The organism is Clostridium sp. D53t1_180928_C8 (genome assembly GCF_015667795.1).
Lineage (GTDB): Bacteria > Bacillota > Clostridia > Clostridiales > Clostridiaceae > Clostridium.
Genome location: NZ_JADPEL010000013.1, coordinates 58502 through 83635 on the forward strand (window position 1 = coordinate 58502; position 25134 = coordinate 83635).

General features: G+C 27.9%; 17 protein-coding genes, 1 tRNA gene and 1 pseudogene. 2 read left to right on the forward strand and 17 right to left on the reverse strand.

Annotated features, from left to right (window positions below):
• Window positions 1-7: 7 nt before the first annotated feature.
• Both I4V51_RS10500 and I4V51_RS10505 read right to left on the reverse strand, forming a co-directional pair.
• Window positions 8-379, reverse strand: coding sequence for a GntR family transcriptional regulator (locus I4V51_RS10500; RefSeq protein ID WP_195988392.1), 372 nt, complete (start codon window positions 377-379; stop codon window positions 8-10).
• Window positions 380-552: 173 nt separating this feature from the next.
• Window positions 553-6981, reverse strand: coding sequence for a beta-N-acetylglucosaminidase domain-containing protein (locus I4V51_RS10505; RefSeq protein WP_195988393.1), 6429 nt, complete (start codon window positions 6979-6981; stop codon window positions 553-555).
• A 479-nt stretch (window positions 6982-7460) separates the two neighbouring features.
• On the opposite strand from I4V51_RS10505, the gene I4V51_RS10510 reads away from it, so the two are divergent.
• Entirely contained in the window at window positions 7461-7688 is a 228-nt protein-coding gene (locus I4V51_RS10510; protein ID WP_195988394.1) for a hypothetical protein, read from the forward strand.
• 85 nt (window positions 7689-7773) lie between these two features.
• Here the strand turns inward: I4V51_RS10510 and I4V51_RS10515 are convergent, their stop codons facing one another.
• From I4V51_RS10515 to I4V51_RS10550, 8 genes are read right to left on the reverse strand one after another with little or no spacing between them, the layout of a single operon-like run.
• A complete protein-coding gene (locus I4V51_RS10515; RefSeq protein WP_195988395.1) occupies window positions 7774-10578 on the reverse strand; it encodes a VWA domain-containing protein in 2805 nt (934 codons plus the stop codon).
• A 13-nt stretch (window positions 10579-10591) separates the two neighbouring features.
• On the reverse strand, window positions 10592-12382 hold the full coding sequence (locus I4V51_RS10520; RefSeq protein WP_195988396.1) for a BatA and WFA domain-containing protein: 1791 nt from the start codon (window positions 12380-12382) through the stop codon (window positions 10592-10594).
• Between the two features lie 12 nt (window positions 12383-12394).
• The gene (locus I4V51_RS10525) at window positions 12395-13279 is read right to left on the reverse strand and encodes a DUF58 domain-containing protein (RefSeq protein ID WP_195988397.1); all 885 of its coding nucleotides are present in this window, start codon (window positions 13277-13279) and stop codon (window positions 12395-12397) included.
• Between the two features lie 3 nt (window positions 13280-13282).
• Window positions 13283-14266 carry a MoxR family ATPase gene (locus I4V51_RS10530; RefSeq protein WP_195988398.1) on the reverse strand — a complete coding sequence of 328 codons (984 nt, stop codon included), beginning with the start codon at window positions 14264-14266 and terminating at the stop codon, window positions 13283-13285.
• Between the two features lie 12 nt (window positions 14267-14278).
• On the reverse strand, window positions 14279-15850 hold the full coding sequence (locus tag I4V51_RS10535; RefSeq protein WP_195988399.1) for a pectinesterase: 1572 nt from the start codon (window positions 15848-15850) through the stop codon (window positions 14279-14281).
• A gap of 12 nt (window positions 15851-15862) precedes the next feature.
• On the reverse strand, window positions 15863-16738 hold the full coding sequence (locus I4V51_RS10540; protein ID WP_195988400.1) for an ABC transporter permease subunit: 876 nt from the start codon (window positions 16736-16738) through the stop codon (window positions 15863-15865).
• 2 nt (window positions 16739-16740) lie between these two features.
• Entirely contained in the window at window positions 16741-17676 is a 936-nt protein-coding gene (locus tag I4V51_RS10545) for an ABC transporter ATP-binding protein (protein ID WP_195988401.1), read from the reverse strand.
• Window positions 17676-20069, reverse strand: coding sequence for a DUF308 domain-containing protein (locus I4V51_RS10550; RefSeq protein WP_195988402.1), 2394 nt, complete (start codon window positions 20067-20069; stop codon window positions 17676-17678). Before I4V51_RS10550 ends, I4V51_RS10545 begins: the two co-directional genes overlap by 1 nt.
• Window positions 20070-20445: 376 nt before the next feature.
• Here I4V51_RS10550 and I4V51_RS10555 point away from each other — a divergent pair.
• A pseudogene (locus I4V51_RS10555) lies at window positions 20446-21435 on the forward strand (S66 peptidase family protein).
• Between the two features lie 91 nt (window positions 21436-21526).
• Here the strand turns inward: I4V51_RS10555 and I4V51_RS10560 are convergent.
• The 7 genes from I4V51_RS10560 to I4V51_RS10590 form a co-directional block, all read right to left on the reverse strand.
• On the reverse strand, window positions 21527-22096 hold the full coding sequence (locus I4V51_RS10560; RefSeq protein ID WP_195988403.1) for a class I SAM-dependent methyltransferase: 570 nt from the start codon (window positions 22094-22096) through the stop codon (window positions 21527-21529).
• On the reverse strand, window positions 22089-22619 hold the full coding sequence (locus I4V51_RS10565; protein ID WP_195988404.1) for an ECF transporter S component: 531 nt from the start codon (window positions 22617-22619) through the stop codon (window positions 22089-22091). The genes I4V51_RS10560 and I4V51_RS10565 overlap by 8 nt, the downstream gene beginning before the upstream one ends.
• A 251-nt stretch (window positions 22620-22870) precedes the next feature.
• Window positions 22871-22945, reverse strand: a tRNA-Cys gene (locus I4V51_RS10570).
• 109 nt (window positions 22946-23054) lie between these two features.
• The gene (locus tag I4V51_RS10575) at window positions 23055-23225 is read right to left on the reverse strand and encodes a hypothetical protein (RefSeq protein WP_195988405.1); all 171 of its coding nucleotides are present in this window, start codon (window positions 23223-23225) and stop codon (window positions 23055-23057) included.
• 30 nt (window positions 23226-23255) lie between these two features.
• Window positions 23256-24068, reverse strand: a complete 813-nt coding sequence (locus I4V51_RS10580) for a prohibitin family protein (protein ID WP_207745943.1) — start codon at window positions 24066-24068, stop codon at window positions 23256-23258.
• 50 nt (window positions 24069-24118) lie between these two features.
• Window positions 24119-24268: a hypothetical protein gene (locus tag I4V51_RS10585; RefSeq protein WP_195988406.1), complete on the reverse strand. Its 150-nt coding sequence runs from the start codon at window positions 24266-24268 to the stop codon at window positions 24119-24121.
• Between the two features lie 291 nt (window positions 24269-24559).
• Complete coding sequence (locus I4V51_RS10590; RefSeq protein ID WP_195988407.1) at window positions 24560-24919, reverse strand: metal-sensing transcriptional repressor; 360 nt, start codon at window positions 24917-24919, stop codon at window positions 24560-24562.
• Between the last annotated feature and the right edge of the window lie 215 nt (window positions 24920-25134).

The following is a 25134-nucleotide window of genomic DNA, read 5'->3' on the forward strand; positions in this document are numbered from 1 at the left end:
ACTCCCCCTAATACTTTTCTAAAATACTATTTAATATTTCTCTTATATCATCTTTACTTAATTCTTTTGCTTTTCCTTCTAAAGTTAATTCTCTTATTTTCCCCTTATACTTTTCCATAAAAACTATATCATCTTTAGCTTTTTTTACATTTATTAAAACACCCTTACGTCTGTCTACAGTTACAAACCCTTCATCCTTTAATAAATTATAAGCTTTATTTACTGTATGAAGGTTAACCTCTGTTCCTGCTGCCATCTCTCTTACCGACGGAAGCTTTTCTCCATTCTTTAACTCCCCATTAGCAATTCCTTCAACAATCTTATTTCTTATCTGTAAGTATATTGGAACTTCACTATCAAACTCTAATACTAAAAACATATTTTTCTCCTTTTATTATATCTGTTATATATAACATATAACAGATATAATAAAAGTGCAATATAAAAAGTTTTTAACTCTTCTTAAGTGATAATTAAATAAAAAAATAGAAAGCAGATAAATTTGTTTATACAAACCTATCTACTCTCTACTCTTTTAAAATTAATAATTATCTATTTTCTTTTTTTAAATAAACTTGCTCCTATTGCAGATATCATTGCACCTAAAACTCCAATTACTCCAGCTGAAGTTCCACCTGTTTTAGGTAGCTTTCCTTGACTATTATTAGTGCTATTATTACTACTATTGTTATTATTAGTAGCATTATTACCTAAATTAGAACCATTATTTGAGCTATTATTATCATTATTTGAATTATTATCGTTAGGCTTATCTGTATTATTTGCAACTAATCTACCTAATGATAACTCTAAAGCACTCTTAGCATTATGAACTTCCTCTTCAGTAGCATCCTCATTATCAAGTACTAATTTTGCCATTTGTAATGCATTAACTACATTACTATAGCTCTCCTTAGTATATTTACTTTCATTTAAAGATTCAGCCTTATTAATTAAATCTTGTAATTTATCCTTATTTGGCTTTAATCTTAATTGAAGATAAGCTTTTATTAATTTATTGTAGCCTTCTTTTACTTCATTTTCTAAAGCATTTGCATCATCAATAATAACATTAACTTCTGCTAATACACTTTCTAAACTATTCCAAGTTGAAGGAATAAATTCATCCTTATTCAAACTACTAATTCTATCTCTTAATTTAATTAATTGATCTTTATCACCTTTATAGAATGATAATTTTTGCATTGCATCAGAAAGTCTATCAAATGCAGCATTAACTTGCTCTTGATTTGAATTAGAATTATTTAGAACTTCTATTGCATTTGCTAATGACTTTTTAAATTCATCTACAACTACAGGAACTACTTTTTCTAACTCTTCATCAGTAACTTCATTTGCCATATCAACAGCAATTTGTAAATGATCCTTAAATACATCTTCAACAACTTCAGCACTTTCATTTACTATTATTTCATAAATTTTTGGTGATGGGTTATTAATGTCAAATTCTAGCTTAACTTCTAAGACTTTATCATTAACATCTATATCACTTAATTGCTTTCCTAATACCCCAACATTTTTCCAAACACCATTTGTATTTTTAACACTTACAGTAGCTTTACTTATATTGTTTTTATCTTGTAAGAATAATATATTTTCTACATTTGTTACTCTTGTCATTTTATAAACTAATGATTGAGTAGTTTTAGTAATTTCAGACTCAAATGCAGTAGATAAATCTCCATCATATAAATAATCTACTCTACCTTCTAAATCACCTGTTACTAACTCTACATAATTATCACCAGCATCAGGTACAGTTTTATTAACTTCTACTTCAAATAATTGAACCCAGCATCCTGAATTATCTCCATTTGCTTGTATTTTAATATATCTTGCCATTTTACCATTAGCATTTACAGAAGCAACCTTTTTATCGCCTTCAGATGTATATTGTAATTCTCCTAAAGAAGTCCAGTTAATACCGTCTTCAGATATTAAATATTCTGAGTTTCTCATATAATCTGTACCACCAAAATATGCACTTATATCATAAAGAGGTATTTTATTACCTAAATCTACTTGTATATAATGACCTGCAGATGTTGCTTTATCTGACCAATATTTAGTTGACTTATCTCCATCTAAGGCTTTATCAATACTATAATTTTGATAAGTTCCTATATTTTCAGATATAGTTGGTGTCATCTTATAAACAGGCTTAGTCTTAAAACTATTAATATCAATAGTCTTACTATTATCACCTTTATTTACTATTCTAACAAAAGTTGCAGCTATACTACTATTAGTCTTCATTATACCATCAGTAATAGTTGTTTCAGCTTCAGACCAATCTATTCCATTTAAAGAATATTCAAATACTACTCCCTCATAATCACTTACCTCAACTAGAACTTCTGATAATTTATTTGCCTTAGGAAGTGCCATTCCAATATATCCATCTTTATTAAGCTCTAAAGCTTTAATTTCACCTATAGAGTATTCTCCATTTTCAAATTTTACATCAATATTTAAATCATTTATTGATGATATAACTTTTGGTGGTGTTTCTTTAAATATAGTCTTAGAAATTATATCCCTTGAAACAGTTATAACTTCATTTACAATCGGCTTAAGTCTCTTTTCACCTACAGCTACTACATAAGGTGTTATATTGTCACCTTCTAGTCTATCAACAGTAAATGTCTTCATTAAATCTAACTTTTCATTAGCTAAATTATTATTATCAAGCCAATCTTCTATTTTACCTTCTTCTGCAGCTATTAATGATTTCATTGCAGCTACTCCAGCTTCACCTAAAGCCTTATATGAATTTAAAAATGGATCTATTTCTGAAAGTAAATTATCATTATTTATATTTTCTTTAATACTGTCATAGTCAGATACCATAATACTAAACTCATTTAATAAATCATTTGCTTTATCAATTACTGATTCATTATTAGAAATTGCATTTTTTAATGCATCTATCTTTTCATTTAAATACCAAGACTCATCATATTCAAAAGCTCCACTTGCTCCACCATCATCTTTTAAATAACATGTATTACTTGCAAATCTCATGAACTCTTCTTTTATTTCTGGAACAAGCTTTTCTATTGAAGTTTCCCAGCTCTTCATATAATCAAATTCGTCAGTATTCCAAGTATAATCAGCTATACTATATAAAGCAACTTTAGAAGCTTCAGCTTGATTCATAGGATTTGAGAAGAATCCACTAACATTATTTAAATCTTTATTTAAATTGTGTAATGGTGCCATAAGAATTCTTGAATCACAGTAATCATTAACTGGATAGTTCCACCAAACTGCTAAATCTTTATCTACTCCAGTTTGTGTCTTTGGCCATTCCATTACATCTTTTGATATATTAGACATTGTAGCATGACCTGTCCACATTACTTGAATATCAGAATGTAAAGTTTGCATAAAAGGCTTAAAGTAATTATTCATGCTTGGTCCCCATGCTGAGTTATATCTTGCTGAAATAACTATCATAGGTGCAACATCACCCTTAGCTTTTACAAATTCAGTATCAATTCTATTTATCCATTCAGCTTGCTTTCTACCATTAGTCCAGTCATCTGTATCATCAAATAAAACACCAAATTGTCTTACTCCTAAGTCATATAATTGCTCATATTTTGCTATAAGAGCATCAAAATCAGCTTCAGTGAATTTTAATGTTGCTCCTGGATGGATTGTCCAACAGAAATTAACATTATTTTCTGTTCCAGCTTGCGCAAGCTCTTGTATTTGCTTAGCCTCTTTTTCTGGATATAAATCCTTCCAATTACTCCTATGATATGGATCATCCTTTGGAGCATAAATATAAGTGTTCATCTTATATTCACTAGTATCTTTCATAAGACTTATTCTATCTTCATGACTCCATGGGGTTCCATAGAAACCTTCAATAAATCCTCTAAACTCTATTTCTGGATAATCACTAATAACAACTTCTACAATTTTATTATTTGATGCTTTTTCTAAAATTTGACCTAAAGTTAATACTCCGTAATAAGCTCCTTCACTATCTGATGCAACTATAGATATATTACCCTTTTCATTTTCATCATTACTAGTTTTAATTACATATCCTTCCTTGTTCTTTAAAGCTTCATCTTCTAATAAATTACTATCTACACAAGTATCACAATGATCTTTATCTGATGTGATTACTATATTTGCCTTATCACTTGCAACTTCCTCTGAAATATTATAATTTATATTATTTTCTTTTAATATTTCTTCTAACTTTCCTACTGTTGCTTCTTCTTGATCACCATGAATCACAACATTAACATCACCTACTATTTCCATTCCCTCTTCAGATAAATAAGTAGTTTCTTGAGGTACTGGATATACTATAGGTTCTTTTTCTTCACCCGGCTCTACATATACAGGTGGTAATTTAATATCATCTTCAACTCCCATTACTTCTACTTCGTAAATTCTTGCAGCATTATCACTACCTTGGGTTGGCTTATCTACAATTAATTTAACATATTTAGCTTTAGTTACAGGAATTTTATCAGTAGTAACTCCAGCAGTATTATTTTTAACATTTACTACTTCCTTATAATTACTTCCATCTACACTAGTTAGAACTCTATATTCCTTTGTATTCATTGAAGCGGCTTCTCCACCTGCTTCTGAATGTTTTATAACTATATCAGTAACCGTATCTACCTTGCCTAAGTCTATAGTTAAAGTATGTGTACTTCCACTATTAGCGCACCACTTTGTATTTGTTTTTCCATCAACAGCTTTTTCAGCAGATTCTGATGCAGCTACTGAACTTGATGCACTTACTGATTTTCCTAAAGCAAGATTAACCTTTTCAGTATTTGCAAAATTTGAAACTGTAATTAATCCTTCCTTAACAATAACATCCTTACCTAATGCATTTTTGGCCTTTAAAGTTACTGAATATATTCCTTCTTTTTCATAAACTACAGTTGGACTTTCTTCAGTGCTAGTTTCAATATTTGCCCCTTTAAATGTCCATTCAAATTCTGATGATGCCATTGAACTTAAATTTGTAAATTTAACTTCTTGTCCTGGCGCTACAAAAGTACTTGAAACATCAAAGTTAGCCTTTGCATTAAAATCACTATTTAAAGCTTCAGTTATAAATGCTAATGCAGTCTTTTCTGAAAGCTTCTTTCCACTATTTAAACTTGATAAATTTCCCCTTAATAAAGCTTCTAATCTTTCTACTTCTGACGTATTTTTATCTCTCTTTGCTATTAAATAATCTAAAGCTATTTTATCATTTTCTCCTAAAAGCTTTAATTTATCTAAGTTTTCATTACAATGAGATAATACATTACTAGGTAATTTTTCTTTTAACACATTAGCAGCTTCAATCATATCATTAAATTCTTTATTTAATATTTCAATTTCAGAAGTAACGTCTTCACCTTTAACTATTTTTCTAAGAAATTCATCCATAGTTTGTCTTACTTCTGGTGCATCGCCTCTACCAGTAGAAGCCCAACTTGCTTCCATTCTTGATGAATGATCTGCAAAAGTTATCATATATGGCGCTAACTCCCCATACATCTTTTCTATTGATTTTTTCCAAGACTCTTGAGAATCATAATCAGATGTATTCCATGAATAATCTGCACCTGTTGCTAATGTTATTTTTGAAAGTTCTGCATGTTCCATTGGATTCATAGTAAAGAAATCTATTTGTCCCTCCAATGCTTTATCTGCATTATATATTGGTCCTAAAGCTAATTTTTCCTTCATATAATCAGTAACCGGATAATTCCACCATATACCCATTCGCTTTCCATATACAGAGTTTACAAAATTAGCATTTTCTAAATCTATTCCCTCTGATACAACTACAGGACCTGTCCACATTACCATTATGTCACTACTTAATGTTGATGAAAAATCTCTTGTATATTTAGTTAATTCATCAATTGTTCCCATTGCATGAGTATCATATTCTGTTGGAACAGTTATAAGTGGCTTAACATCACCTTTTACTTTAACAAACTCATTGTTAAATCTATTTAATAACTCTGCCTGTTTAACTCCATCCTTATTACTTATATCATCAAATAATATAGCAAAGCTTCTAACTCCCATATTATATAGTGATTCACATTTACTTACTAATGCTTGGAAATCTGATTCTCCTCCATCACCATCAAATCTAATATCTATACCTGGAGAAATTGCAAAAACAAAATCAACTTTATTTTCACTTGCCGTTTTAATAAGTGCATTCATTCTTGTCATTTCACTTTCTGGATATGGCTCTCTCCACCTTTCTCTATGATATGGATCATCTTTTGGAGCATAGATGTATGTGTTCATCTTATTTTCTCCATAGAACTCTATTTGATCTAATCTATCTTGATGAGTCCAAGGTGTTCCATAAAATCCTTCAACTATACCTCTTGTTTTCATAGTTGGTTCATCACTTATAATGACATCCTTAGAATATACATCACTTCCATTATTAGATACTAACTGAGTTAATGTTTGAACACCATAGAAAGTACCATCTTCATCTTTACCTTCTATTAAAATAGTTCCCTTATTACCATCATTAGAGTCAACAGCAAGTACATATCCTTCTTCTTTTAACCCTTCAGTAGCTGAAACTCCAATTCTTTCCTTAGCTTCATCCATTTCTTTAATATCATCTTCTACCTCACCAATTATTAATGTAGTTGATGCTTCATCATATGTGTCATTAATTGTAATATTATTTTGGCTTAAAAACTCCTTTAAGGTTCTTACTGCATCTTCATCTGCCAAATCTTGACCTTGTAAATTAACGGTTGAAGTAATTGTTAATACTCCTTCATTAACTTGCATATTTTCAGGAACAGGATTTAATTTAGGTAATGATATACTTACTTCATTATTCTTATCCGTAAATGCATCAACCTTAGTTATAGTCATCCCATTGATAATAAATACGCTAGCCATCGTTGTGGCTATCAATTTCTTTAACATTTCTCCTCTCATTCTTCTCCCCCTACTTTTTAACATAATAAATTAAAAGTTAACTTTTAATTAATATTCTATACCAATTGTAATTATAAACTTTTTTGTAAATATTTACAACAAATTATTATATAATTTATACCTATTAAATTACTACTTTTTAAGAAATATTAAATAATTAAATATAATTAGTTAATATTTTATATATTTTTTTAAAATTTCCTTAAATTAAATTATTTTGTTTGGAATTTTATAAAATTTTTTCAATTTTATTCACTATAAAAATACCACTTAAATATTCTCACTCTCACGACCTAATTATCACTGTTACATCTCTGACCTTTCTTGACTTTGAGCATATAATGTACCTGTACAAAGAAATAAGAGATGTACAAAAAATAAAGAATTCACTGCTCATACTAGTTAAAATCAGTAAGTCTTTATAATAATCAAATAAATTTATTGTAATAAAATTTAAATTAATGAAAGAGAGTGATTTTATGACAATCTATAATTATGATAAACATGAGGACTATAAATTTGAATATAAAAAGGATCATATATTAGTTGATAAGTATTATAATACTACTAAGAAATATGCTCCTTATACTTCTATGATGTCTAATAATAATTTAACTGAACAAGAATTTGATAATATTTGTGAAGATTGGTATGCTAGAAAATACAGAGAAGAAGCTGCAAAGGCTGCTCATAAAAAAGCTAGCTAACTAAGAAATCATGCAGATTATAAATAATAGCTCAATCAAAAAACTGCCGTAAAACAATTTAGTCTTACGGCAGTTTTTCTATTTATTAAATTCCATTTCTATCATTTTTCTTTTTAAGTAAAGCACTAGTATCAAGAGTATTAGATTTTGTTTTTTCTACTTTCTTTTTCTCCTTTTTAACCTTAGACTTATTTTCTTTTTTCTTATCTAAAGTTTTTTCTTCTACTTTTGATTTTTTATCAATATTATTACTTATTTCTTTTTCTACTGCTAACTCATCCTTAGCTACATTCTTTTCTTTAGCTTTAATATTTTTAACTTTATTTTTATCTTTAATCTTAAAATACCTAGAAAAATCTAAATTTAATCTTCTATAAGCTATATCAAATAAGAATAAAAATAGAGCAATTATAAGAAGTGAATTAGTTAAATTAATTTTCTTATATTCCTTTTCAAGCTTCCCTTTAAAAACCTCTTCAACCTTATTTATAAAAGTTCCTTTAGTTTCACTTACAAGAGAATCTAATTTTACTGAATTAGTATTAAACTTATATTCATCAGAATACTTAAGGGCAAAAGCACCTTTATAAGTACTAGTTATATCTTCTCCCTCTTGCTGTCTTATACTAAAATTATAAAATCCTAATTCAGTTAATGGAATATTAGCTTCAAACTTACCTGGCTCACTTTGAGTTAAAGTAAATTCTCCTTCACTTCCATCTTCACCATTATAAACACCAGTTACTTTAGTGTTAGAAGTTATATTATCATTATAAAACTCAACTTTAGCTTCATTTCCATCTTGAGTTATAGATAAATGTCCCTCTTCACCATAGGTTGGTATTGAATAGTAAACTATATTTTTAATTAATTGTGGTCCATATTCCCAAGTTAAATAGTTCTTACTCCAGCTTCCATCAATATCTGAAGTAAAGCTAACAGTTTTTCCTATTCCATATTGTCTCACTGCAAGTATTGGTTCATCTCTATTAGAGCTTAAAATTTCTATAGCATCATCCTTTAAAGATGTTCCTATATATCCAAGCAATGATGGAATACCCTCTGAAGTCTGTACACCTGCTAATATTTCGTGATTACTTACTATGCTTGGTGTAAATTCTTCATTTATTATATAAGTTCCAACTGACATTAATACTTCTTGAGCAAATATTCTTGGAATATCAGTATATATATCAGTATAATAACTTCTTCCATTACAATTTTCTGCTAACTGTGTTAATAATCCTGAATTCGAATCACTTCCTACTGCAACTGTTGATAATGATATATTATCATTATTAAACTTTGTTAAAAGCTGTTCATAAGTTGAATACGGAATAGAATCCTGTCCATCAGTTAAAAGTATAGTATGTTTTATTTTTGCATCACTTTCACTTTGAAGATTGTATCCTTTTTCAAGTGCAGGATATATAGACGTTCCACCTCTTATTTGTATGCCTGAAATAAGTTCTTTTATATAATCCTTATCAGTAACCTTTTGAGTAGGAACTACAACATCATAAGTATCATCAAAGGCTATTACAGAAATATCGTCAATTTCTCTTAAGTTATCTATAGCCTTCATTGCAGCTTCTTTAGCTAGTGTTAGTTTACTAACTCCTCCACCCTCTGAACTCATACTACCTGACTTATCTATTATTAAATTAATACTTATTGAAGGCACTTCATTTTTTCCCTTCTTATCCATGTTTACAGGGAGAATTGTTTCTAAAGCTGTATCCTTATAACCTCCAAGAGCATAAGAATCTTCACCACCAAAGGTTACAACTCCCCCACCATAGTCCTTGACATAGCTTTCTATATTCTCCATAAATCCATTAGTTAAATCATCCTTATACACATTATTTAAAACTACTGCTTTATATTCTAACAATTCATTTAATGTACTTGGCGATGATGTTGGACTAATTGTTTTTATATTAGCTCCACCATTTTTTAATACTTCTTCTAATGCTGTCGCATCACCCTTTACTCCATTTATTATTAAAATATTTGGTTTATCTACTACATTTGTAAAGGCACTATACTCATTATTAACTTTATTTGTATCACCTTCTGCTTCTACAGTGACCCTGTAGCTTTTAAATCCTCCACTATTTTGTACATCTCTAAATATGAAAGAATTACTTCCTTTTTTTACTTCTACAATCTGCTCTCCAACCTTTTCTCTTCCACTAAAAAGATTAAGCTTTGCAGATGTGGCATAATTAGACTCTAAATCTATTTGTACTGAAAATTCTTCTCCAATAGATATATTATCAGGTATAGTTACATTATCTACATAAATTTCATTACCACTTTCTCCTGTAACCTTATATACCTTTAAATCTATATTTTCTGCATTAATAAGCGGAATAGATTTTAATATATCCCCCTTATTTTCCTCACCATCAGTTATAAGAACTATCCTTTTAGATGTTCCATCCTCAAATAACGTTATAGCACTCTCTACTGCAGCCTGAATATTAGTTGCTGTACTTACTGGAGTTGAACTTAACCCCTTATAAAGTTTTTTATTATCTATAACTTTGTCTACCTTTGAATTATCTCCAAATAATACTACTCCAGCCTTATTTCCATTTGGCATTATCTCTAAGGCACTATTTATAAAGTTTTCTCCACTGCCTTTAAAAGAACTTATACTTTCAGATACATCTAATAAAAATACTGTAGATATATTTTTACCTTTAATACTTATCGTTATATTTGCAAAAGATAAAAGTAAAAGAGTAAAAATAATTATTCTACTTACTAATATTAATACTTCATTTTTATTATTACTTTTGAACTTCTTAACACTGTAATAAATGAAGAAGATAAGTATTGGAATTAATATTAAAAAGTAAAGATTTCCTATATCAAATTTCATATATTATCTCCTCCTAATTCCCTTTCTTGTAGAATATCCATTCAATAGCTACTATTATTATTGCTAATAATATAAATAATGGAGTTAACTTAATTCCACTTTTTAATGAATTTTCTCCATTAACTATATTTTCATTTTCTCCAACTGATGCCACTGATGTATTACTTTCACTACTTGTTGGAAAATTAACAGAAAAGCTTTCTTTATTATCATTTTGTTCTAATTTATATATACCTAAATCTTTTTCTCCCCGTACTTCATCACCTGATTTAATTCCTTTAATTTCTCCATTTGGATAAGTAACGTTTATTTCACTTTCATAATCTGAAGATTTAACTACTATTTTTTCTCCAGCTTTAAAGTTATTACTATATACCATCCCTGTGGAAATTAAATCTTCTCCAAGTTCATATACAAGAATAGGAAACTCCTTTTTAAGAGCAAAATCACTTGAATGTAAATCAAAAGATAATGCTGCTATTTTTCTATCATTTAATTCACCCTTAAATCCTATTGAATTATTATCTACAGTTAAAATATTTGTACCATAGTATGGTGTTTCTATAGTGTTATACTCTGATAATGTAAACTGTGTATCTTCTAAATATGAAGAAACTGATCCCTTAACTGCTGTTGCCTGCCCTATTTCTCCACCCTTTAACACATTAAATAATTCATTAGACTTAGGATTTATAAATAATAAGCTTCCTTTTGATGGAATTGATTCTGGCATAATATTATCAAATATATAAAGATCAAAATCATCGGTGCTGCTTATATTACTTACATCGTTAGTCTTGTAAATTTCTGTATTTTCTATAACACTAAAGGCTTTTTCTAAGAATACATTTTCTTGTGTAACTAATAATATCTTTTTAACTTTATTTTCACTTAATACATGATAATAAATATTATCTTCCATTAATATATCTTTTCTTGATAATTCACCTTTCAAATAATCTCCGGTTATAGAATCTAGTTCAAATGATAATGTTTTAGTTTCTCCTATTTGAAGACTTATATTTTCTACTGCTGCTAATTCTTCACCATTATATAAAGAGAAATCTCCATCATATAAACTATCTCCATTATTAGTAACATTAGCTATAACTTTAACCTTATTATCTACAAACCTATGAGATACATTATCTACAGAAGCATTTAATCCGCTATTACCTAAATAAACTATTTTTCCTTCCACATCCTGAAGTGATATTTCTTTATCTGTAAAAACTAAAGCTTCATATCCTTCTCCGATACCATCCCCTATAGCTTTAACAAATGATACAACCTCACTTATATCACCACTTGCATAACTACTTTTAATTTTATCTATTATATTTTCTGCATTACTTTTATTGAAATCACCATTTAAAAGTAAATTAGATGTACTATCGTAAGAAATTACATAAGCATTAGTACCATCCTTTGTACTATTCAAATATTCCTTTGCAAGAATTTTGGCCTGCTCTAGTCTAGTATTTTTATCATTATATACTGTATTCATACTAGCACTATTGTCTATTACCATAATTACATTTTTATATGACTTTCCACCAAAATTTAAAAATGGACTCATAAGTGCTAATATTACACTTACTATAATTAAAATTTGTAATAATAACATTATGTTCTTTTTAAACTTTTCCCATGGTGTATTGGCTCTAGTATTTTTATATACTTCCTTCCATAACAAAGATGAAGATATAACTTCTTCCTTATACTTTCTCTTTAATATATAAAGCATTATTACTGGAGGAATAGTTAAAAGTAAAAATAATGGCCACAAATTAGTAAAACCCATAATCTCTCCCCCTTAATATAATACTTTTCGTTTACTAAATTCACTTAATATTATTTCTTCTATATTCATAGATGAATTAACAGTTATTAGCTTTCCACCATATTTTCTAGCTAAAATTTCAATTTGTTCATTATAATTTTTTAAAGTTTCTTTATAATCTTTAATTAATGATGGTGTTACACTAAGCTTAATATTTTCTCCTGTTTCGCTATCTATAAGTGTAATTTCATTATTAAACTCTGGATTTATTTCTTCTTCACATAACACTTGTACTAATATTATTTCTTGCTTTTTATACGCTAAATATTTTAATCCCTCTTCTAAACTTTCAAGGCCTGAATTATTTAAAAAATCTGAAACTAAAATAGATATTCCTCTTAAATTTAAAGGTCTTTTCTTTATACTTTTAGCTAAGTCTGTAGTTCCATTAAACTCTAATCCTTCTAAATCTCTTAGTATTTTTTGAAAACCTCTATTACCAGTACTTGTTTTTAAATTTTCTACAACACCATCATTCATAGTACTTATGTTAACTCTATCAAGATTATTTAAAGCAATATAACTTAATGATGCCACTATTTTTAAAGCTGTATCCTTTTTATTATCTTTTCCATAATCCATAGATTTGCTCTTATCAATGAAGAAGTTAAATACACCTTCTCTTTCTTCCATAAAAACTTTTACGAAAAACTTATCAAATCTTCCATAAGCATTCCAGTCTATTCTTCTAAAATCATCACCTGGTGCATATTCCCTATAATCTGAAAACTCTACTGATGCACCCTTTGCCTTTGATTTACGACCTCCTTGAGTTCCCCCACTAAGCTTAAAATTTATATACATATTAATTTTATTTAGCTTTTTAAAGAAGTCCTCATTAAACATCTTTTCGCTCATTTTTTACACTACCTTTAAGTCTTCTAAAATTTTAGTAATTATAGCTTCTTCATTTAATCCTTCCGTTATAGCATCAAAGTTTAAAATAATTCTATGTCTTAATACGGGATATGATAGTTCTTTTATATCTTCAAAAGATACATTAAGTCTACCTTCCATTACAGCTCTTACCTTTGCGCCTGCAATTATACCTTGTGCAGCTCTTGGTCCCGCACCTGCCTCTACGTACTGTTTAGCTATATCTGCCCCATCTGGCAATTCTGGATGAGTTGCAAGTATAAGCTTTAATGCATATTCCTTAACTGGCTCTGCTATTTTAATTTCTTTAATAATGTTTCTAAGCTCTAATATTTCATTTCCTTCTAAAACATTAGTAAATTCCGGATTACTATTTGTTAAAGTTAAATCCATAATATCCTTTAATTCATCTAAGCTAGGGAACTCTACATTTAGCTTAAATAAAAATCTATCAAGCTGTGCTTCTGGAAGAGGATATGTTCCTTCTTGTTCTATAGGATTTTGTGTTGCAAGTACCATAAATGGCTTTGGCATTTCATATGTTGTTTTTCCTACAGTTACTGTTTTTTCTCCCATTGCTTCTAAAAGAGCCGATTGAGTTTTCGGTGTGGCTCTGTTAATTTCATCTGCTAATAATAGATTTGTAAATACAGGTCCTTTTTCAAATTTAAATACTGTATTATCATTTTCCTTTACTACAATATTTGTTCCAACAACGTCTGCTGGCATTAAATCAGGAGTAAATTGTATTCTCGAAAAATTTAAATTTAATACTTTGCTTATTGTTTTAACTAATTGAGTTTTACCCATACCAGGCATACCTTCTAATAAAACATTCCCTTCTGCAAAAATAGCTATTAAAACATTTCTAATAGTATCCTTTTGTCCTATTATTCCTTTTCCAATTTCCACTTCACATCTTTTTATCTTTTCAGAAACTTCTATTATTGATTGTTCATTTATCTCCATATTTGCCACCTCTTAATTTAATCCTTCAAAATAATTTTTTATAAGATCTTTTAAACTTTGGGGTAAGTTACTATTATTAGCACCTTCTAAGGCACTATTACTATAATCTCCTATTACCTTATCGTAATCCACCTTTTCCCCACCTACATTAAGACCATTTTGACTTTCTATCTGCTGTGTGTTTCCACCATCATTTTTATTTCCAGTAAGATTCGAATCACTACCTTCATTTCTTCCTGGGATATATATTTGTTCTCCTGTGGAATTTTCTAAATCATTTTCTTTTCCTACAGTGCTACCAGTGTTCCAACCTGTTCCTGATCCGGAACCTGAGCCTGATCCATTGCCTCCTGATCCACCTTGACCTTGACCTGCTCCTTGACCCGAACCTTGCCCCTGACCTGCTCCTTGCCCCTGACCTTGTCCGTTGCTTTGATTTTGGTTTTGACCATTATTTTTATTATTATTTTGTCCATTACTACTATTTACTGATTGTGTAATAGCTTCTGATAAACTTTGAGCATCTAACTTTTGATCTAATACTGAATTTGATGCATTTTCTAAAGCCTGTGCTAATTCCTCATCACTCATTTCTAAAGCAGCATCCTTTAAACTGTCTGAAAGAGCATTTAATTCTGCACTATTCATACTTGATAACTTATTTTGAAGCTCAGCTAATTCTTTATTAATAGCATCTTGGTTTCCATTTAATATAGCTTCTCCTAAAGGCTTACTTTCCTGCTTTTTCATAAGTTCATTCACTAATTTATTAACATCTTTTTTAGCACTTTCTTCTTTTTCTTTATTAAAATCATTTAATAAATCTTTTTTAGCTTTTTCTATAGCTTCCTTTGCCTTTTCTGATGTTAAGCTTTCTTTCTTATCTTCTAACTTTTTCTCTAAACGCTCTAAAGTCTTATTCACTTCAGATTTCTTTTCACTTTCTTTTAGTTCTTTCTTTGCATCTTCTAAAATCTTTTTAAGCTCTTCCTTTTCTTCTTCCTTTAATTCATCTAACTTTTCTATTTCTTCCTTTTCCTTTTCAACCTTTTCTATAATCTGCTTTTGAAATTTATCAAAATCTCTTATTTTCTGTGCTTCTTTTCTTGCACTAGTAGGCACAAACATTACTAAGATACACATTGCTATAAGCCCTAAAACTAATAAACTTTGCTTTTTATCAATATTAATTTTTAAATTTTTCTTTATATCAAAACTTTTAATATGTTCTACCGTATCTTTTTTTTGAGCCATTGATATATTATCATCATAATTTATCAGCTCTAATGATGTGATAAGTCTTTCATCTAACCCCTTAGAATCTATTATAAGAGCAACCTTATCCTTTTTAGGTGCCTTAATAAATCCATATATAAATATACTTATCAATCCAATTATTAATATTGCAAATGAAATTTCTTCTACATAAGGAATTGTTATAAAAAGTGATATTAATAGCAAACTAAATATTAAGCATAGTAGAATCTTTAATCCTACTATGCTTAAATTTAATAAGAAGTTTGCCTTAATTCTTTTAGATGCTTTATTTAAAAATATTAAAATAGCTTTATCTAAAGAATTCATTGTTCTACTCCTTTACTTTTTAGATTTAACTCTAATCTTTTTATTTAATGGATTTAGTTTAATTGCTGCTAAATACATAAATCCTGCTGATAGAATTAATTGTATAACTATGGAAATATATTCAGAATGCATACTTATTCCAAACTCTGAAAATATATTATTAAATTCTCCACCTAATCCAACTTGATTTAAAAGCAAACTAGCAAATCCAACAATTGGACTTATATAAACTATAGGTGATGCCTTAGGCATAGTTGATGCAATATTTCCACTAACACTCATTTGATAAATAGTAATCATAATTATTACCCAAGTAATAGCTACTATACCTGCATAAATAAATAATACTAATCCATAAGTAAGGGCTGTTGATACTTTTGATGTTTTTATATATGTTGATACAAAAACACCTATTGAACTTACAAATATAGTGTTAACAATAAAAAACACTATAAGACCAAATATATTACTCATCTTAATTCCACCAATTAAAGCTCCAATTGCATAAAGAGGCATTGTTGCAATTATAAGAATAATTACTCTAAGTGATGAAGCAGAAACTTTTCCTATTATTATTTGAAGTGGAGTTAATTTTGATGATAATAATATATCTAAAGTTTGTTTTTCCCTCTCTGAGCATATTGCTGTTGATGTTAATGCAGGAACTATAAAAAATAGTAATATAGCTTGACCTATTGCCATTACAACATAGAATATAGTTGATGATTCTAAATATAACCCATTAGAAAAAACTTGTGAATTTACTGAAGTATAATAAATCATTACTGCTACTGATAATGCTGCTATATATGCAAATATCATTAATGTAAATTTAATGCTTCTAACAGCTATTTTACTTTCATTTCTTAAAACTGGATTCACCCTCATTTTTACGCCTCCCCTTCATCACTATCTGCTGTAATTTGAATAAATACATCTTCTAAATTACCAACTGCTCTGCTGTAATTTATTATTGGGATATCTTTTACTACTAAATATTTTAAAAGATTGCATATATCTTCGTCGTTTCCTACTACACTAGCTGTAATTTTCTTACCATCAATTTTTATATTATCTACATATGGTAATTCTTTTAGAAGCTTTATAGCCTCTTCTTCTTTATCTAATACTGTAAATACTATTGGAGAAGCTCCTGCAGCTCTTGTCATTATCTCTTCTACAGTCCCTTGGCATACAACTACTCCATTTTTTACTATCCCTATATTAGTACATACTTCTCCAAGCTCAGGTAATATATGAGAAGAAACTATTATTGTCTTACCCATTTCCTTTAAGTTTCTTAATATCCCTTTCATCTCATATCTGGCTCTCGGATCCATTCCTGAAGCTGGTTCATCTAATATTAAAAGATCTGGATTATGAACAAGACACCTTGCTAAACATAACCTTTGCTTCATACCTCTTGATAATCCATCAACATATGCATCATGCTTATCTTCTAAATTAACTAATCTAAGTAAATCCATAGATAATTCTCTAGCTTCTTTTCCTACAATTCCGTATATTGAAGCATAAAACTCTAAATATTCAATTGCCTTTAAATTATCATAAACACCAAAGAAATCTGGCATATATCCTATTTTATCTTTTAATGCCCTATTATTTTTTATAGCATCTATTCCATCTACATAAACTTCACCACTATCAGGTGATAAAAGTCCAGAAACAATCTTCATTGTTGTACTTTTACCAGCACCATTTGGACCTATAAATCCAAATATCTCGCCTTTTTTTATTTCTAAATTTAATCCATTTACAGCTTTAAAGCTTCCATATGATTTTTCAAGATTTTTTATAACTAGCATTACTTCTCCACCCCTTTTATACTTATTTGAGGAGCTGCGGTCTCTTTCTCATTATCAGCAACGATTTTGATTTTTATTATATTATTTGAGCTATAGCTTCCATCATTTATTACTTTATAACTTCCTGATGACAAGCTAAATTTTTCATATTGGTTGGTATTATAATTGTAAATATAATATTCACCATCAACTCCAGCTTGATATCCCCATCTATTAGTAAATACATTAATATTTATTTCTTTTACATTTACATTACTATCAATTTCATAATCTAAAACAACTTCTCCATTACCATTAACGTAACCCTCATAATAATCAAAATATACAGCTGGATCTACATAGTTCACCTTGTACTTAAAGTATCCTTCTGGAAAATTAAGATTTCCATTTTCATCTTTAAAGTCTATATTTGCATCTTGTATTACTGCTGTTAAATCATAATTTGAAACTGAATTACTATCTAGCTTTAAACTGTAATCTACAGGTAAATCTGTAATTGCAATAATCTTTGTTGTAGTTCCTACATAATCATTACTTCCTAATAAATTTAATAAATTAGCGTATCTTTCTACATTTTTAAATTTTGGATCGTTTGAATCCATTTCATCATTCCATCTTGATTCATAATATTCATTAGTTAAACTATCTGCATAACCATGAATACCGAAAGAGCTTTTAGCAGCTAAATCAGTAATTGAAATTTCTTCACCTTTACTTACTGCTCCTACTTCCCAAACACTTTGCCCTGAAACTATTATTAACTTTTTAATATCTGCATCTAAATTATTTTTAATATTACCCTCTAAATTTCCATTTTTAATTTTTAAAGTATTCTCTATTTTCGGCATTACTATTTCTTTACCTGAAACTTTAAATTTATTCATTTCAGATATATTATTATTGGCTACTGTAAAGTAAGAATTATTATTTGTATATGTTGTTTTAACCCTTAAATTTTTAGATTCACTTTCTTTATCTCCGTAATAGTAGTTATTATCAGATATATACTTCATTTCTAAATTTTCTTCTTTTTCTACTTTGATATCACCCTTATTTTTGCTTGCAATACCAATATATCCATTGACTTGACCTTTTCCTTCTTCATCAGTAGCTATAATATTAATATTGTTTACTACAACATCCTTAATTTTCATCTTACTTCCTAATAAATAAATTACTACTGTAAATATAATTGCAGTTAATGGTATAAGTGCCCATGTTAAATCTCTTCTTTTCATTTTTTTAAGTATAAAATATAAAACTATCCCAACTAAAATTGCGTAAACTCCAAGTATTATTCCTAATGTTACTGTACTTAACATCTTTTCAACTGGAATACTTCTTAATATGTTAGTTGCTTCATATCCACCTTGATAATGTCCACCATTATTATTTTGCTCATAAATTTTATCGAAAGTACCTATTAACACATTTTGTAACATAATAGATGAATCAGCACTTGAAATAAATGGTTCTAAACCTAAATCAAATGTAGTTACTAATATTTTTCCTTCTCCTCTTTTTAAAGAATATACCAAATCATTTCCATTACTATTATTAGCAACTGTTGCTCCTTCAAATGTTATTTGTGATAATATTAAATTTAAATTTTCTGAAACAGTCACAACACTTTTCTCAGTAGTTCCACTTGAAGAAATATTTAAAAAACTTTTATTTATATTGTTAATTGTTTTACTTTCGTTAGCACCTGCACCTATTAATAATGTTCCACCTTCATTAACCCAGTTATTTAATGCCCTATAATGTTCTTCCTTTAAATTTGCTGTGTTATAGTTATTAATTACTATTAGATCTAATCCAGCTATATTTAGTCCATTTTCACTTAATAGATTTTCATTTAATTTAACTAAATTCATTTTCCCTACATTTGAGTGTGTAGAATCTGAAAATGTTATATCTCCTAAATATCCTAAAGCTGTAGCATCATCTGTTAATACTCCTGTAAATGCATTTCCTTCTGAAATTCTACCAGAAGAAATTAATAATGATTTCTCATATAGAACCTTATTATTCTCTACTATACAAATAGTCCCATTAGTTGAATTTTCCATAAACTTTACTGGTATTGTGATGTTTATATTTTCTCCTGCTGTTGCTGTAACTTCTTTCGAATATGAATCATATCCACCAAAAGTATCACTGGCAACCCTTACTTCTATTTCTCCATTAATATCCTTTGATAAATTTTTCACCTCGATATTAATAGGCATATATTTTTGAGCTCTATATTTGCCATCTATACCATAACTTATAGTTACATCATAGTTATCAGTATTTTTACTCGCACTTACTCTTATATTTGGCATAACTAAACTAAATATAAAAATAAATAAAATAACACTAAATATTTTTTTATTTATTGTTTTTTTCATCCTTACTCCCCCTATTTACAATATTTTCCCTTTGCTATTATACTATCATATTTTACCCTATTTTTAATTAATCATCTTTTGTTTTCCATTAAAATTTTCTTAAAAATTCCTTAAATATATTCTTACACCAAGTAATAACTACATTTTTATTAATTTTATATAAATGAAACTTTCTTTGTTAGTAATTATTATCTCTAATAATATGCTAACTAGGATAATTATTTATTTTTTTTTAAAATTTGTATTATAATTAATATATAAAATTTTAGAATAATTTAACTATAAACTAAGCAATATTAAGTTTATTATACTCAACTAATATGAAAATATAAATTTATACTAATGATTATATAAATAACTTACAGGAGAGTTCACTATGATACAAATAAAGAAATTAGAACTTGGAGATACTATCGGTATTTTTTCACCATCATCACCAATAACATATTTATGTCCTGAAAGATTTCAAAGAGGCAAAAAATATTTACAAGATAAAGGTTTTAATATATTGGATGGAAGCCTTACAGGAAAATATGATTTTTATCGTTCTGGAACCATAAAAGAAAGAGCAAATGAATTAAATGAGTTAATTAGAAACCCCGATGTTAAATGTATTATGTCTACAATAGGAGGTATGAACTCAAATTCCATTCTTCCCTATATAGATTATGATGCTTTTAAAAGAAATCCTAAGATAATAATAGGTTATTCCGATGTTACTGCAATATTACTTGCTATATATGCACAAACAGGAATCAACACGTTTTATGGACCTGCATTAGTTTCGTCATTTGGTGAATTACCACCATTTATAGATTATACGTATAATTATTTTAAAGAAATCCTCATAGATGATATAAAAATTCCTTATTGTTTTCAAATACCCAAATACTGGACCGATGAATATATTGATTGGAATACTCAAAATAGACCAAAAGAAAATAAGATTAATGATTGGATAACTGTTTATGATGGTATTGCTTCAGGTAGAGTTATTGGTGGAAACTTAAATACAATACAAGGTATATGGGGAAGTAAGTATATGCCTGAAATAAAGCAAGGTGATATATTATTTATAGAAGATTCATTAAAAAATATTGCTACTATTGAAAGAAGTTTTTCTTTATTAAAGATAAATGGGGTATTTGATAAAATTTCAGGAATCATACTTGGTAAACATGAATTATTTGACGATTTAAAAACAGGTAAGAAACCTTATGAAGTTTTGGTATAAGTATTAGGTAATAAAAAGATACCATTTATCGCTGATTTCGATTGCTGTCATACTCATCCAATGTTTACATTACCAATAGGTTGTAATATTGAAGTAAATGCTACTGAAAAGAAAATATCAATTATAAAGTAATAAATTTTATTATATATTTTTAAATTATATATATTGTAACTTAATATTAAAAGGCAGTAAAATTTTTTATTATTTTACTACCTTTTATTTTTTATTTTATAGCTTCTATATAATACATTTCAGAATTTTCAACAGTTTTATCTGTCCTTAAGTATTTATTTATTATTTTAGTATTATCCTCTACTGGTAATAGTACATCCTCCTTAACCACATCACTTTTAGAATGAACATGATTTATCTCATCTCTACTTTGTGAATGAGCTATTACAACCTTTCCATTATTATTTAATAACTTTGATAAGTGTTCAAATAATTTTTCTTTATCTTTAAAATGAGGATATGCTGAATATATAAATATATAATCATATTTACCTTCATTAAAATCCATAATATCAGAAACAATAAATTTTACATTCTTGCCTCTATATTTTTGTTTAGCCACTTCTATCATATTTTCCGAAATATCAACACCAACTAATTTTGAAGGTGATTTTTCTAATAAGTAGCTAATTAATATTCCTGTTCCAGTACCTATATCTAAAACTTTTGAATTCTCTTTTATTTCTGATAACTCTAATATCTTTCTTATTTTTCTATCATCATGATGACACATTTCATCCCATTTATAAGCTAACTTATTAAAGAATTCTCTATTATCCATTTATAACAGCCTCTCCTTTTTTTACATGATCTACAGCTTTTAAAATTACAGGTATTAATATAAGTTGAATAATTATTCCTGGTATTGCTTTAACAAAAGTAGTAGTTAAGAATGCTGTAAATACAAATCCATTCCCTCCAACTGTTAATAAGATATAATTTACTATTCCTGATACTACTCTCCCTATAACCATTGCCCCTATTAATGATACAAAAATATTACACTTTTTATCTTTATATAATAATCCAGTAATTATTCCATATGTTGCAAGCTCAAATGCCATTGCAACTGCTGTTGGAAATATTGGTGGCATACCTAAAAGTGCTGAATTAATAAATGGTAATAAAATTCCTATTATTAATCCATATCTCTTTCCTAAAATCACTCCACATAATAGCACTGGAATATGCATTGGCAAGAATATTGGTCCTGGCAAACTAGTTGCATGAAAAATATAAGGTATTACTATACCTATAGCAAGAAATAATGCAGCCCATACTAAATCTTTTGTCTTTTCATTCATAAAAACCCCTCCATAAATTTAATATAAAAAAAATAAAAGGTATAGCAAATCTGCTATACCTTCGTGATATACTTTTATAATAATTATTTTTTTATAAAATAAAGTCTGTCTTCGTGACAAACTAATGGAAATTTATTACATTTAAATATTATCACAATACCTCTCACTTGTAAATATATGTATTAACATTCATTACTTAATTTCATTAAAATAAAAAAGAGAATTCATATTGAATTCCCTTTTTTATTACTTGGAGGCGCCACCCAGATTTGAACTGGGGAATAAAGGTTTTGCAGACCTCTGCCTTACCACTTGGCTATGGCGCCGTATATATATTATTATATCATTATTTAATAAAAAGTCTAGCTTTTTTTATATCATTAATTAAAACACTTATAAAGGAACCATATATAGCCCCTTTATAAGTAATGATTGCTATAATTTTTTCTTATACTCCATATAAGCATTTATAAAGGATAAAATAGATACAATAGTATTTGATAAAATTAGAGGAAATGTCCTATTACTTATTAACATAAATATTGAACTTAATAAAAAACAAACTCCAGCAATTAACCATAAAATTATAGTTGCTTTAACATTCATAATAACTCACTCCTAAACCCTATACTAAATTTACTCAATGCTATTTATATCTATAAATGGTGTTACATCTCCACTACTAACCTTTGGTAAAATACCATCCCATTTTTCTATATACATTTTCATTAAAATTTCATCATTAAGATCCTGCGTTAAAATCTTATTAGATTCAGCTTCCCCTTGTGCTTTAATTATTTTAGCATCTGCTTCCCCTTGTGATTCTACCTTTTTTCTTTCAGCTTCAATTTGTGCCTTTTGTGCTTCTATTTTTGCTGTTTCTAATTCTTGTTGTTTATTTATTCTTTCTTGTATAGCTTTAGCTGTTTCAGCATCTAATTCTATTCTTGAAAAATTAACTGAATCTATTATTATTCCATACTCATTAAATTTTTCCTTTACATGAGCTAAAACATTTAAATTTAGTTCAGATCTTTTTTCACCATATATGTCTATAACCGAAAATGTAGAAGATACTTCTGATGTCCATGCTTTCATTTTACCTCTTATAAAATTCTCCTCTATTTCCTTACCTGTTTGTCCCTTAAATCTTGTAAAAGTTTCTGGAAGTGTATCTACATCAAAATGATAGCTAAACTCTAAATCAACATTTACTGTTTTTCCATCCGAAGTTGGTATCATAAATGAATCATCATCTAATGATCCTTCCTTTTTATCTCTTGAAAGATATGCCTGTTCTGTAGCAACTGAATATTGTGATACCCTTTGAAATGGTGAAACAATTCTTAATCCTTGTGTTAATACATTATCTTGAATACCACCTCTTAGATTATATACAACACCTACATATCCTGGCTTTATTTTATGAGTTGATAATGCTAATAACACTCCCCCCTAATATAATTACACCAGCAACTACTACACCTCCAATAATCTTATTACCTTTTTTCATTTTTTTCATCCCCCTCATCATTACTAAACAATTCTTTGAAATATTTTCTAATAAACTTCCCTATTATTTCAAAACTAGGCGAAATTATTAGCCATAATAGACATAAACTAATTAAAATAATTAAAGCTAATACCATTTTCATCCCCCTATAAATTTATGTATAGTTCATCTTTGTATATATTTTTTATAATTATTTTATATATTTTATTTAATCATATTATACAGTATTTATTACCTTTTAATAATTATGATTTATTATCATTTTTTATCTTTATTTCTTATTTTTATTCATTTTATCTATTATAGTTAAATTATTCTATAAATTAGTTAATATATCTCATTTTTTCTTTATTTATCAACACATTTAATATATATTATTCATTTATAAAAAAAGAGCCGTAACGGCTCCATATATTAAAATAAAATTTTATCTAATAAATTTTTCTATTGCTAAATTCAAGTTATCTATAGCATTCTTATCACCAGATTCTACAGCTTCAACTATACAAGTCTCAATATGTTCTTTTAAAATTATTTTTCCAGTATTATTTAAGTTCGTTACCACTTCTGCCAATTGAACTAAAACTTCACTACAATCTCTATCTTCGTGAACCATACCCTTTACTAATTCTAATTGTCCTAATGCTCTTGATAATTTATTTAATACTAATTTAGTATTTTCGTGAGAGTGTGTATGAGTATGCCCTTCCATATTTTCATGTGTATGAGTATATGTTTGTCCATTTTTTCCTATGTGCACATGTTCCATAACATTATTAGTACTCATTTTTTTATTCCTCCTAAACCTTTTATTAATGGATAATAATAAATACTATTTTCACTACTTAATATATATTAATTAATTTTTGAATTATAACTAAATATATAAATTACCCACACATCTTATATTACTATTAAATACAATATCATCAAACAATTCCCATATATTTTAATATCTCTCCTGTTTCTTAATAATTAATAGTTTTTATTCTCTAATTAAAT